General features: G+C 53.1%; 9 protein-coding genes. 7 read left to right on the top strand and 2 right to left on the bottom strand.

The window, feature by feature from the left end; translation table 11 throughout:
* The first annotated feature begins 26 nt into the window (after window positions 1-26).
* The 6 genes from ACLJQD_RS07410 (at window position 27) to ACLJQD_RS07385 (ending at window position 9,158) form a co-directional block, all read left to right on the top strand.
* Window positions 27-1,415 (top strand): NarK family nitrate/nitrite MFS transporter, encoded by a 1,389-nt coding sequence (locus ACLJQD_RS07410; RefSeq protein ID WP_000198251.1) that lies wholly within the window; start codon window positions 27-29, stop codon window positions 1,413-1,415.
* Between the two features lie 91 nt (window positions 1,416-1,506).
* Complete coding sequence (locus tag ACLJQD_RS07405; RefSeq protein WP_017441337.1) at window positions 1,507-5,247, top strand: nitrate reductase subunit alpha; 3,741 nt, start codon at window positions 1,507-1,509, stop codon at window positions 5,245-5,247.
* On the top strand, window positions 5,244-6,788 hold the full coding sequence (narH, locus tag ACLJQD_RS07400; RefSeq protein WP_000702580.1) for a nitrate reductase subunit beta: 1,545 nt from the start codon (window positions 5,244-5,246) through the stop codon (window positions 6,786-6,788). Before ACLJQD_RS07405 ends, narH begins: the two co-directional genes overlap by 4 nt.
* Window positions 6,788-7,483, top strand: coding sequence for a nitrate reductase molybdenum cofactor assembly chaperone (narW, locus tag ACLJQD_RS07395; protein WP_001166293.1), 696 nt, complete (start codon window positions 6,788-6,790; stop codon window positions 7,481-7,483). Before narH ends, narW begins: the two co-directional genes overlap by 1 nt.
* A complete protein-coding gene (narI, locus tag ACLJQD_RS07390; RefSeq protein ID WP_017441336.1) occupies window positions 7,480-8,160 on the top strand; it encodes a respiratory nitrate reductase subunit gamma in 681 nt (226 codons plus the stop codon). Before narW ends, narI begins: the two co-directional genes overlap by 4 nt.
* Window positions 8,161-8,264: 104 nt before the next feature.
* Entirely contained in the window at window positions 8,265-9,158 is an 894-nt protein-coding gene (locus tag ACLJQD_RS07385; RefSeq protein WP_000804298.1) for a PhzF family isomerase, read from the top strand.
* 35 nt (window positions 9,159-9,193) lie between these two features.
* On the opposite strand, the gene nhoA is transcribed toward ACLJQD_RS07385, so the two are convergent.
* Together nhoA and ACLJQD_RS07375 are read right to left on the bottom strand one after the other, a co-directional pair.
* Window positions 9,194-10,039, bottom strand: a complete 846-nt coding sequence (nhoA, locus tag ACLJQD_RS07380; RefSeq protein ID WP_000200329.1) for an N-hydroxyarylamine O-acetyltransferase — start codon at window positions 10,037-10,039, stop codon at window positions 9,194-9,196.
* Window positions 10,040-10,322: 283 nt separating this feature from the next.
* A complete protein-coding gene (locus ACLJQD_RS07375; protein WP_017441335.1) occupies window positions 10,323-10,955 on the bottom strand; it encodes a hypothetical protein in 633 nt (210 codons plus the stop codon).
* Between the two features lie 512 nt (window positions 10,956-11,467).
* Here ACLJQD_RS07375 and ansP point away from each other — a divergent pair.
* The gene (gene ansP, locus ACLJQD_RS07370) at window positions 11,468-12,961 is read left to right on the top strand and encodes an L-asparagine permease (protein ID WP_000857112.1); all 1,494 of its coding nucleotides are present in this window, start codon (window positions 11,468-11,470) and stop codon (window positions 12,959-12,961) included.
* Window positions 12,962-13,016 lie beyond the last annotated feature (55 nt).

The raw sequence follows: 13,016 nt of genomic DNA, 5'->3' as shown, positions 1-13,016 counted from the left end.
AATGATATGCGCATGTGAGGGGTAAAATGACACGACAAAACGAGAATTATAACCGTTATCTCTTGAGTGACTGGCGACCCGAAAATCCAGCCTTCTGGGAGAATAAAGGGAAAGGCATCGCCAGAAGAAACTTATGGATTTCAGTAAGTTGTTTGCTCCTGGCATTTTGCGTCTGGATGTTGTTTAGCGCTGTTGCCGTCAACCTCAATAAAATTGGATTTAATTTTACCACCGACCAACTCTTTTTATTAACCGCATTACCTTCTCTTTCCGGCGCAATATTACGCGTTCCCTACTCCTTTATGGTGCCACTGTTTGGTGGCCGTAAATGGACCGTATTAAGTACCGTAATATTGATTATTCCCTGCGCCTGGCTGGGATTCGCCGTGCAAAATCCCGCCACCCCTTTCGGGGTATTTATGCTCATCGCTCTGTTGTGCGGTTTTGCGGGGGCAAACTTCGCGTCCAGTATGGGCAACATCAGTTTTTTCTTTCCAAAAGCCAGACAAGGTAGCGCGTTGGGTATTAACGGCGGACTGGGAAATCTTGGCGTCAGTGTGATGCAGTTGATTGCGCCGCTGGTTATTTTTCTGCCGATATTTACTTTTTTAGGCGTCCAGGGCGTGCCGCAACCTGATGGCTCCCTGCTCGCCCTCACTAACGCCGCCTGGATCTGGGTGCCGTTACTGGCTGTCGCGACGCTTGCCGCCTGGTTTGGTATGAACGATATCGGCAGTTCAAAAGCGTCTGTCGCCTCGCAATTGCCGGTGCTAAAACGTCTGCACCTGTGGCTGCTTAGCCTGCTGTACCTGGCGACATTCGGGTCATTCATCGGCTTTTCCGCAGGTTTCGCCATGCTCGCCAAAACGCAATTTCCCGACGTAAACATTCTGCAACTGGCGTTCTTTGGCCCCTTTATCGGCGCGCTGGCGCGATCGGCAGGCGGCGTGATCTCCGATAAATTCGGCGGCGTTCGCGTCACGCTCATTAATTTTATCTTTATGGCGCTGTTTACCGCCTTGCTATTCCTCACGCTGCCAGGCTCCGGCGCGGGCAGCTTTAGCGCGTTCTATCTTGTTTTTATGGGCCTATTTTTGACAGCGGGTCTCGGCAGCGGTTCTACCTTCCAGATGATTGCGGTGATCTTCCGTCAGATCACGCTCTACAACGTCAAACTGCGCGGCGGGAGCGATGAGCAGGCGCAGCGCGAAGCGGTGACGGATACCGCCGCCGCGCTCGGTTTTATCTCCGCTATTGGCGCTGTGGGCGGCTTCTTTATTCCAAAAGCGTTTGGCACCTCTTTGGCCTTGACCGGCTCGCCGGTGGGCGCTATGAAAATCTTTTTGCTGTTTTACCTCGCTTGCGTCCTGCTGACCTGGCTGGTCTACGGGCGTCGTAAGCCTAAACAACAATAACAACATACACACCTGTAGGACGGCCATCCGGCAATGGTTTAACGCCAAATAGACAGGATGGCGGAAAATTTATCGAAGCAGGAGAAATGTCATGAGTAAACTGTTGGATCGCTTTCGTTACTTTAAACAAAAAGGCGATACCTTTGCCGACGGCCATGGTCAGGTGATGCATACCAACCGCGACTGGGAAGACAGTTATCGCCAGCGCTGGCAGTTTGATAAGATCGTGCGCTCAACCCACGGCGTCAACTGCACGGGCTCCTGTAGCTGGAAAATTTATGTCAAAAACGGTCTGGTGACGTGGGAAACCCAGCAAACCGACTACCCGCGCACGCGTCCCGATTTACCGAACCATGAACCGCGCGGCTGCCCGCGCGGCGCCAGCTACTCCTGGTATCTCTATAGCGCCAACCGTCTGAAATACCCTCTGGTGCGTAAGCGGCTGATAGAACTGTGGCGCGAGGCTCTTTCCCGGCACAGCGATCCGGTACTGGCATGGGAATCTATAATGAACGACCCGCAAAAATGCCAAAGTTACAAACAGGTGCGCGGACATGGCGGCTTTATTCGTTCGAACTGGAAAGAGCTGAATCAGCTCATTGCCGCCGCTAACGTCTGGACAATCAAAACCTATGGTCCGGATCGTGTGGCGGGGTTTTCACCTATTCCGGCGATGTCGATGGTTTCTTACGCCGCCGGAACACGTTATCTGTCATTGCTTGGCGGTACTTGCCTGAGCTTCTATGACTGGTATTGCGATCTTCCGCCCGCGTCTCCAATGACCTGGGGCGAGCAGACTGACGTGCCGGAGTCCGCCGACTGGTATAACTCAGCCTACATTATTGCCTGGGGCTCTAACGTGCCGCAGACGCGTACCCCGGACGCCCACTTCTTTACCGAAGTGCGCTACAAAGGCACCAAGACAATCGCCATCACCCCGGACTATTCCGAAGTCGCTAAACTGTGCGATCAGTGGCTGGCGCCAAAGCAAGGTACTGACAGCGCGCTGGCGATGGCCATGGGTCACGTCATTTTAAAAGAGTTTCATCTCGATAATCCCAGCGACTATTTTCTTAACTATTGCCGCCGTTATACCGATATGCCAATGCTGGTCCTGTTGGATGAGCGCGCAGACGGCAGTTATGTACCGGGGCGTATGATGCGCGCGTCGGATCTGGTGGATGGACTGGGAGAAGCCAATAATCCGGAATGGAAAACCGTCGCGCTCAACAGTACGGGCGAACTGGTCGCGCCCAATGGTTCTATCGGTTTTCGCTGGGGCGAAAAGGGAAAATGGAACCTGGAACCGGTGGCGGCGGGCGTCGAAACTGAACTGTCGCTCTCTTTACTTGGTCAGCATGATGACGTGGCGGGTGTCGCCTTCCCCTATTTTGGCGGTAACGAAAACCCACATTTTCGCAGCGTGCGGCAGGAACCGGTGCTGGTACGTCAGTTACCGGTGAAACGCCTGGCTCTGGCGGACGGTAGCGAGCGGATGGTCGTCAGCGTTTACGATCTGGTGCTGGCTAATTATGGGCTGGATCGTGGCCTGGATGACTGCCATAGCGCCAATAATTATAACGACGTAAAAGCCTACACGCCGGCCTGGGGCGAACAGATTACCGGCGTGCCGCGTCGACATATCGAAACTATTGCGCGTGAATTTGCCGAGACCGCCCATAAAACTCACGGTCGTTCGATGATCATCCTCGGCGCGGGAGTGAATCACTGGTATCACATGGATATGAATTACCGTGGGATGATTAACATGCTGGTGTTCTGCGGCTGTGTTGGACAAACCGGCGGCGGCTGGGCGCACTATGTCGGCCAGGAGAAGCTGCGGCCGCAAACCGGCTGGCTGCCGCTGGCCTTCGCGCTGGACTGGAATCGCCCGCCGCGTCAGATGAACAGTACCTCGTTTTTCTACAACCATGCCAGCCAGTGGCGCTATGAAAAACTGACTGCGCAAGAGTTGCTGTCGCCGTTGGCCGATCCGGCTAAATTTTCCGGACACCTGATCGATTTCAACGTGCGCGCGGAACGTATGGGCTGGCTACCCTCGGCGCCGCAGCTTAATCTTAACCCGCTCAGCGTGAAAGCGAGCGCCGATAAAGCCGGGCTGTCTGCGGCGGATTATACCGTGCAGGCGTTGAAATCAGGCGCTATCCGTTTTGCCTGCGAACAGCCTGACAGTGGTCATAATCACCCGCGAAATTTATTTGTCTGGCGCTCTAACCTGCTCGGCTCCTCCGGGAAAGGTCATGAGTATATGCTCAAATATCTGCTGGGCACCGACAGCGGTATTCAGGGCGAAGCGCTGGGTTCCAGCGAAGGAATTAAGCCTGAAGAGGTGGAATGGCAGTCCGCCGCGATTGAGGGCAAGCTCGATCTGTTGGTCACGCTTGATTTCCGTATGTCCAGTACCTGTCTGTTTTCCGATATCGTCTTGCCGACCGCCACCTGGTATGAAAAAGACGATATGAATACCTCGGATATGCATCCGTTTATCCACCCCCTTTCCGCCGCGGTCGATCCTGCCTGGGAATCCAAAAGCGACTGGGAGATCTACAAAGGTATCGCCAGCGTCTTTTCTGAAGTGTGTGTCGGACATCTCGGACAGGAAACCGATGTGGTGTTACACCCGCTCCAGCATGATTCCCCGGCGGAACTGGCGCAGCCATTTGATATTCTCGACTGGCGTAAAGGCGAGTGCGAACTTATTCCGGGCAAGACCGCCCCCAATATCGTCGTGGTTGAACGCGATTATCCGGCCACCTATGAACGTTTTACCTCGCTGGGTCCCCTGCTGGATAAATTAGGCAACGGCGGTAAGGGGATTGCCTGGAATACGCAAGATGAAGTCGATTTCCTCGGTAAGCTCAATTACACCAAACACGATGGCCCGGCGAAAGGACGTCCGCGAATAGACACCGCGCTGGATGCTTCGGAAGTGATTCTTGCCTTAGCGCCGGAAACTAACGGCCAGGTGGCGGTGAAAGCCTGGCAGGCGTTGGGCGAGATGACCGGGCGCGAGCACACCCATCTGGCCATCAATAAAGAAGATGAGAAAATTCGCTTTCGTGATATCCAGGCGCAACCGCGCAAAATTATCTCCAGCCCGACCTGGTCAGGACTGGAAAGCGAACATGTCTCTTATAACGCCGGGTATACCAACGTACATGAACTGATCCCGTGGCGTACGTTGTCGGGGCGGCAACAACTCTATCAGGATCATGCGTGGATGCGCGCTTTTGGCGAAAGCCTGGTGGCATATCGTCCGCCGATTGATACCCGCAGCGTCAGCGAAATGCGAGAAATTCCGCCCAACGGTTTCCCGGAAAAAGCGCTTAACTTCCTGACGCCGCACCAAAAATGGGGAATTCACTCCACCTACAGCGAAAACCTGCTGATGCTGACCTTGTCGCGCGGCGGGCCGATTGTCTGGATCAGCGAAGCCGATGCCCGTGAATTGGGTATTGAAGATAACGACTGGATTGAAGCCTTCAACGCTAATGGCGCCCTTACCGCTCGTGCGGTGGTCAGCCAGCGCGTTCCGCCGGGTATGACCATGATGTACCACGCCCAGGAGCGGCTTATGAACATTCCGGGCTCGGAAGTGACCGGGATGCGCGGCGGGATCCATAACTCCGTGACCCGGGTCTGTCCAAAACCGACGCATATGATCGGCGGCTATGCGCAACTGGCTTACGGCTTCAACTATTACGGAACCGTGGGTTCGAATCGCGATGAATTCATCATGATCAGGAAAATGAAAAACATTAACTGGCTGGATGATGAGGGCCGGGATCAGGTACAGGAGGCGAAAAAATGAAAATACGCTCACAGGTTGGGATGGTACTGAATCTCGATAAATGTATTGGCTGTCACACCTGCTCCGTCACCTGTAAAAACGTCTGGACCGGACGTGAAGGGATGGAATACGCATGGTTCAATAACGTCGAAACTAAACCGGGCATCGGCTATCCCAAAAACTGGGAAGACCAGCAGGAGTGGCAAGGCGGTTGGGTTCGTGATGTTAATGGCAAGATAAGGCCCCGTCTGGGCGGCAAAATGGGGGTAATTAGCAAAATTTTCGCCAACCCGGTGATTCCGCAAATCGATGATTACTATGAACCCTTTACCTTCGATTATCAGCATTTACATCATGCGCCGGAGAGTAAGCATCAGCCCACAGCCCGTCCTCGCTCACTGATTGACGGAAAACGGATGGACAAGGTGATCTGGGGGCCAAACTGGGAAGAGCTGCTCGGCGGCGAGTTTGAAAAACGCGCCCGCGACCGTAACTTCGACAACATACAAAAGGAGATGTACGGTCAGTTCGAAAACACCTTCATGATGTACCTGCCGCGCCTGTGCGAACACTGCCTGAACCCCAGTTGTGTCGCCACCTGCCCAAGTGGCGCTATTTATAAGCGTGAAGAAGACGGCATCGTGCTAATCGACCAGGATAAATGCCGGGGCTGGCGTTTGTGTATCAGCGGCTGCCCGTACAAAAAAATCTACTTTAACTGGAAGAGCGGCAAGTCTGAGAAATGCATATTTTGCTATCCGCGTATTGAATCCGGCCAGCCGACCGTTTGCTCGGAAACCTGCGTCGGGCGCATCCGTTATCTTGGCGTTCTGCTCTACGACGCCGACAGGATTGAAGACGCGGCCAGTACCGAACACGAGACAGATTTGTATGAACGTCAGTGCGATGTGTTTCTCAATCCGCACGATCCGGCGGTCATCGAAGAGGCGCTTAAACAGGGCATCCCGCAAAACGTCATCGACGCCGCCCAACGGTCGCCGGTGTACAAAATGGCGATGGACTGGAAGCTGGCGCTTCCGCTGCACCCGGAATACCGTACCCTGCCGATGGTCTGGTACGTACCGCCGCTATCGCCCATCCAGTCATACGCCGACGCGGGCGGGTTGCCGCACAATGGCAATATTCTGCCAGCGGTGGAGACGCTGCGTATTCCGGTCCAGTACCTGGCCAATATGCTCAGCGCGGGCGATACCGGCCCGGTCATTCGGGCGCTAAAGCGGATGATGGCGATGCGCCACTACATGCGCTCGCAGACGGTTGAAGGCGTGACGGATACCCGCGCGATTGACGAAGTGGGTCTGAGCGTACAACAGGTTGAAGAGATGTATCGCTACCTGGCGATTGCCAATTATGAAGATCGTTTTGTCATTCCCACCAGCCACCGGGAAATGGCGCGCGACGCCTTTCCGGAGCGCAACGGCTGCGGCTTTACTTTTGGCGACGGTTGTCACGGCTCGGATACCAAATTCAACCTGTTCAACAGTAGCCGTATTGATGCCATCAATATCACCGAAGTGCGTGATAAAGCGGAGGGGGAATAATGCAAATCCTCAAAGCGATTGGCCTGTTGATGGAGTATCCGGACGACGAGTTGTGGGAATGTCGGGATGAAGCGCTTGCCCTTATCCAACACGATGCGCCAATGCTGACCGACTTCACTCGCGAGCTGCTTTATGCGCCGTTACTGGATAAACAAGCAGAATGGTGTGAAGTGTTTGACCGCGGGCGCGCCACTTCATTGCTGTTATTCGAGCATGTTCATGCGGAGTCCCGCGATCGCGGCCAGGCGATGGTCGATTTGTTAAGCCAGTATGAAACCGTGGGCCTGCAGCTCAACTGCCGCGAACTGCCGGATCATCTGCCGCTCTATCTGGAGTACTTAAGCGTGTTGCCGGAAGCGGAAGCTCGCGAGGGATTACAGAATATTGCCCCTATTCTGGCGCTGCTGGGCGGTCGTCTGAAACAGCGAGGAGCGCCGTGGTATCAACTGTTTGACGCCCTGCTGACGCTGGCGGGCAGTACGCTTACAAGTGACAGTGTCACCAAACAGATTGTTCAGGAATCGCGGGATGATACCCGTCAGGCACTGGATGCCGTCTGGGAAGAAGAACAGGTGAAGTTTATCGAAGATAACGCCACGACCTGTGACAGTTCACCGTTACACCATTATCAACGACGCTTTAGCCAGGACGCGGCGCCGCAGTACGTCGACGTCAGCGCGGGAGGCCCGAAATGATACAGTACCTGAACGTCTTTTTTTACGACATCTACCCCTATATTTGCGCCACGGTATTCTTCCTCGGCAGTTGGCTGCGCTATGACTACGGACAATATACCTGGCGCGCGTCGTCCAGCCAGATGCTGGATAAGCGTGGGATGGTGATATGGTCGAATCTGTTCCATATTGGCATTCTGGGGATCTTTTTTGGCCATCTGTTCGGGATGCTGACGCCACACTGGATGTATGCCTGGTTCCTGCCAATTGCGGTAAAACAGCAGATGGCGATGATCCTCGGCGGCGTGTGCGGCGTATTAACGTTGATCGGCGGCGCGGGATTACTGTGGCGTCGTCTGACCAATCAGCGTGTGCGGGCGACATCCACTACACCTGATATTATCATCATGAGCATTTTGCTGATTCAGTGCCTGCTTGGCCTGAGCACCATTCCGTTTTCGGCGCAATATCCGGATGGCAGCGAAATGATGAAGTTGGTGGGCTGGGCGCAAAGTATTGTCACCTTCCACGGCGGGTCTTCGGAAATGCTGAGCGGTGTGGCGTTTGTTTTCCGCGTTCATCTGGTGCTGGGAATGACTATTTTCCTGCTCTTCCCGTTCACCCGCCTGGTTCATGTCTGGAGCGCGCCGTTTGAGTATTTCACCCGTCGCTACCAGATTGTTCGTACCCGCCGCTAATTCTCTTTGCCCGGGGGTACGCTACCGGGCAAAGAAAAACGCCTGGGCGTCGTCATTCGGCAACGCACAGGCTATGATGATTCTTCAGTCAAAGGAGAACATCAATGAAACCGCAGATTTACCATGTTGACGCCTTCACCAGCGAACCCTTTCGCGGCAACTCTGCTGGCGTTGTCTTACATGCGGATACGCTAAGCGACGCGCAGATGCAGCTGATTGCCCGTGAACTTCGTCACTCGGAAACCGCCTTTTTGCTAAAAAGCGAAGAGAGTGATGTGCGCATACGCTACTTTACACCGACAGTAGAAGTCCCCATCTGTGGTCATGCCACCGTGGCCGCGCATTATGTTCGGGCAACGGTACTGGGGTTGGGAAACACCACCGTCTGGCAAACCTCGTTAGCGGGCCGTCATCGCGTTGAAATTCATGCCGAACACAACGACTATCGCATCACGCTGGAACAAGGTCAGCCCTCTTTTGAACCACCGCTAGTCGGAGAGATTCGGGCTGCCATCATCACCGCGTTGAACCTGACTGAAGATGATATCGTGCCGGGAGCGCCAATTCAGGTGGCTTCAACAGGACATGCAAAAGTGATGATCCTGCTCAAACCAGACGTTGATATTGATGCCCTTTCTCCGAATCTGGCAGCCCTGACGGCAATCAGCCAGCAAATTGGCTGTAACGGCTTTTTTCCTTTCCAGATTCGTCCGGGAAAAAACGAAACCGATGGGCGAATGTTTTCCCCGGCGATAGGAATTGTGGAAGATCCGGTAACGGGAAACGCCAATGGCCCGATGGGGGCATGGCTCGTCCATCATGGCCTGATGGCGCATGACGGTAAAACGCTGCAGATTCAAGGCCATCAGGGGCGCGCTTTAGGCAAAGAGGGTACTGTTGATGTTACCGTCACCATTCGCGATAACCAGCCGGAAAACGTCACCATCTCCGGCCAGGCGGTCATTCTGTTTCATGCCGAATGGGCTATTACTTTTTAATCTTTGTCAGGCCCGCAAATCCTCGCGGCAAAAAATTATTTTCCCGCCTCCGGATGGGTATCAAATGCAGCCATTACCGCGGCCAGCTCCGCCTCGGTAAAACCGTGCTTTACATCATTTACGCCGAGACCAAACTGCTGCTGAAGTAACTGATACAACGACGGTACATCCGGTACATTGACCTGTTCAACGGCATGTCCCTGGTGGTAACGCGTGAAGTGGAAATTCGTTAATGTCAGCTTGCCGCCATCAGGCAAATGGCGGCACATCAACAAATGATGACGAAAATGGGATTGCGGCCAGTGAGCCGACCAGAAATTGCCCATCACATGATCGCTCTGCTGCTGCACCCCCAGATCAAAACAGTACATCGATTGCCAGTGCTCATGGTGGCGGAATTGTAAAATCCATGTGCTCCCCTCCTGCATCAGGCGGTATTCGCCATGCGGCGTTTGCTGAGCAATTTCAGCCTGCAGACGAAGCGGCGCGGTTAGCGTTTGGCCGCCAAACCCCACGTCTGCGATCCACTGCTCATCCTCAACATCAACCAGCAGCAAACGGTGCGTGCGTGGCGGTAAACTGGCGGGATGAGACAGAATGACCCGCCCCAATAAGCTTCGGACGTTAAAACCGATGTCGCGTAACGCACGTTCAAACAGGCCATTCAGTTCAAAACAGTATCCACCGCGTCGGGCATAAAGCAGTTTCTCCTCTAATGCCGTCTCATCGAGCTGTATTTCACGAGGCAGTAGAACATCCAGATTTTCAAAAGGAATCGCGCAGTTGTGCGCTAAGTGAAGCGTTCTGAGCGCTTCAACCGTAGGAACCCCCAACGGCTGACAATGTAATCGCGTAAAATAAGCATGTAAAAAAGAGGTCATCTGAGGCTTCCATTAACATTAATGCTTGCGTTCGGCACACAGGCTGAGGCGGATATCGCTGCGCAACAGGATACCCTATCCGTGGAATAGCGTTGGATACTTTTGAAAAAATAAGACAGGTCGGCTACAGCCGCCGGAGGTACGTGGAATTTTGGCGTACAAACGGAAATCGGGTTCTGAGAATCTCTTTGCGACACGCCGCCAAAATAGCGGCGTGTTAAAATTTTTAACGCCAGCTCAGCGAGTCTGATTTCTAACAAAACTGGCTAAACATAAACGCTTTTTAATAAGTGTCCAAATAGTTACGGTAACGCTCTTTTATGTCGGCCGCCCGTTGCGCTTTCGCCTCCGGCATGTCGCTGGCCCGAGCGATATAATGTTCTAAACTCGGAATGGCGCCTAATGCCTGAGGTAAGGCATTATATGCTGCTATTCGTTCTCTGACGGTTTTATGGTCTTTATCAATATCATAATGATAGTACGCTGGCGCTTCTAAAAAGCCCTCTTCCAGTCTCATACAAATATCTTCAAAGGTTCCCTCAACCTCAACGGAATGTTCGCCATCCGATATCCTGACGATTGGCTTACCTCCAGCTATCAGCGAGAGTTGTTCGAATATTAACCTCCGACCATCAGAAAGCTCGACATCTACAGCATACAGTCCATCACATACAGCATCAGCAAGGTGATCATGGATATTCCCTGCATTGGCACAGAACTCCTCAACTTTAGGCGTAACATTGCAATAATGTTCAATTACTCGCGTAAATCCGTAGGCCAGTCCTGCGGTAAGCACATACAAGATGCCTTTCATGATTTTTGTTGATAATTTATTTTCATAATCTCCTGCAGCAACATGAGGTAGCTTATTTCCTGATAAAGCTCTGCCATAGGTAGAAACTGATGTATGTGGCATATCCTACTCCTTCAAATTTTGCTCAATAGCTTTATATGTCCTACTCCTCTCTCATTATGACGATATGTCAATCAACAAAATTGCTCAAAGGCATACATTTTCAGGAGAAAATGAGAATAACAGACGCAACGGCCTTATCTTATGCTGCTTCAATATCGTCAGGTGGTTTATCGTTCGAGGTCATATCTATGACCATAAATCCCTGCAGGGATTAACGCTGGTTAATTATTGCGCAGCGCAATCACTGCGGATTTGTGCTGAAAGCTTATCTGGCTGAATCGTGACCACACCGCACCACATCTGACCGCACAAATAAACACGACATCCTCATTTTGTTCTTTCCGTATGTTTTGCGTCATTTAACAATTGCAGGTAGGATGCTCCGCCGGCGGTTTTATCCCTGTCACAGAATCAGGGAAAAGCGGCATTCGCCATTGCAGGCAATCGATTGGTGAGCGCCCGTCGCGGCATAAGGAATTTTTCTGTCAGGACAGGCTATAACAGGTAACGTAATGAAAACACAGACTACGCACGCCGCAGAACAACATGCGGCGAAACGACGCTGGCTGAACGCCCATGAAGAGGGGTATCACAAAGCGATGGGGAATCGTCAGGTTCAGATGATTGCTATCGGCGGCGCGATTGGCACCGGTTTATTTTTAGGTGCAGGCGCCCGATTGCAAATGGCCGGACCGGCACTGGCGCTGGTCTATCTGATATGCGGCATTTTTTCTTTTTTCATTTTACGCGCGCTGGGCGAACTGGTATTGCATCGCCCTTCCAGCGGGAGCTTCGTCTCCTACGCCCGTGAATTTTTGGGTGAAAAAGCGGCCTACGTCGCAGGCTGGATGTACTTTATTAACTGGGCGATGACCGGTATCGTCGATATCACCGCAGTGGCGTTATACATGCACTACTGGGGCGCATTTGGCGACGTTCCGCAATGGGTGTTCGCGCTCGGCGCGTTAACCATTGTCGGTACCATGAACATGATCGGCGTAAAATGGTTTGCCGAAATGGAGTTCTGGTTCGCGCTGATAAAAGTACTCGCCATTGTTATCTTCCTGGTGGTAGGCACGATTTTTCTCGGTACCGGTCAACCGCTTGAGGGTAATGCCACCGGTTTTCACCTGATTACAGATAATGGCGGCTTTTTCCCGCACGGCCTGTTGCCCGCGCTGGTACTGATTCAGGGCGTGGTGTTCGCTTTTGCGTCGATTGAACTGGTCGGTACCGCCGCTGGGGAGTGCAAAGATCCACAGACGATGGTGCCAAAAGCCATCAATAGCGTGATCTGGCGTATTGGTCTTTTCTATGTAGGATCGGTCGTATTGCTGGTTTTGCTGCTGCCGTGGAACGCCTATCAGGCGGGGCAAAGTCCGTTTGTCACCTTCTTTTCTAAACTTGGCGTGCCTTATATCGGCAGTATTATGAATATCGTGGTGTTAACCGCCGCGCTTTCCAGCCTGAACTCCGGGCTTTACTGTACGGGGAGAATTTTACGTTCAATGTCGATGGGGGGTTCCGCGCCGAAATTCATGGCGAAAATGAGCCGTCAGCATGTGCCCTATGCGGGTATTCTGGCGACTCTGGTGGTTTACGTGGTCGGCGTGTTCCTGAATTACCTGGTCCCCTCCCGCGTGTTTGAGATCGTTCTTAATTTTGCCTCGCTCGGCATTATCGCGTCGTGGGCGTTTATCATGGTGTGCCAGATGCGTTTACGCCAGGCGATAAAAGAAGGCAAAGCCGCAGACGTCAGTTTTAAACTGCCCGGCGCGCCTTTTACCTCCTGGCTAACGCTGCTGTTTTTACTAAGCGTGCTGGTACTCATGGCGTTTGACTACCCGAATGGAACTTACACTATCGCCTCGTTGCCGCTGATCGCCATTCTGCTGGTCGCCGGCTGGTTTGGCGTGCGACGTCGCGTGGCGGAGATCCATCGAACTGCGCCAGTGACGGCGGATTCGACAGAGAGTGTCGTATTGAAAGAAGAAGCAGCGACATAACATTACCCTTCCCCGGCAGCCCCAGGCCTGCCGGGTTTAATGCGCGTTGCCGCCA

It is taken from the genome of Salmonella sp. SAL04214, assembly GCF_046550615.1.
Lineage (GTDB): Bacteria > Pseudomonadota > Gammaproteobacteria > Enterobacterales > Enterobacteriaceae > Salmonella > Salmonella enterica.
The sequence above is the reverse complement of the archived record's forward strand: the minus strand, read 5'-3'. Positions and strand labels throughout refer to the sequence as shown.

Excerpts from the sequence above, each read along its gene's own strand:
- ACLJQD_RS07410 (WP_000198251.1), top strand. The coding sequence starts at position 27 with ATGACACGACAAAACGAGAATTATAACCGTTATCTCTTGAGTGACTGG.
- ACLJQD_RS07405 (WP_017441337.1), top strand. The coding sequence starts at position 1,507 with ATGAGTAAACTGTTGGATCGCTTTCGTTACTTTAAACAAAAAGGCGAT.
- narH (WP_000702580.1), top strand. The coding sequence starts at position 5,244 with ATGAAAATACGCTCACAGGTTGGGATGGTACTGAATCTCGATAAATGT.
- narW (WP_001166293.1), top strand. The coding sequence starts at position 6,788 with ATGCAAATCCTCAAAGCGATTGGCCTGTTGATGGAGTATCCGGACGAC.
- narI (WP_017441336.1), top strand. The coding sequence starts at position 7,480 with ATGATACAGTACCTGAACGTCTTTTTTTACGACATCTACCCCTATATT.
- ACLJQD_RS07385 (WP_000804298.1), top strand. The coding sequence starts at position 8,265 with ATGAAACCGCAGATTTACCATGTTGACGCCTTCACCAGCGAACCCTTT.
- nhoA (WP_000200329.1), bottom strand. The coding sequence starts at position 10,039 with ATGACCTCTTTTTTACATGCTTATTTTACGCGATTACATTGTCAGCCG.
- ACLJQD_RS07375 (WP_017441335.1), bottom strand. The coding sequence starts at position 10,955 with ATGCCACATACATCAGTTTCTACCTATGGCAGAGCTTTATCAGGAAAT.
- ansP (WP_000857112.1), top strand. The coding sequence starts at position 11,468 with ATGAAAACACAGACTACGCACGCCGCAGAACAACATGCGGCGAAACGA.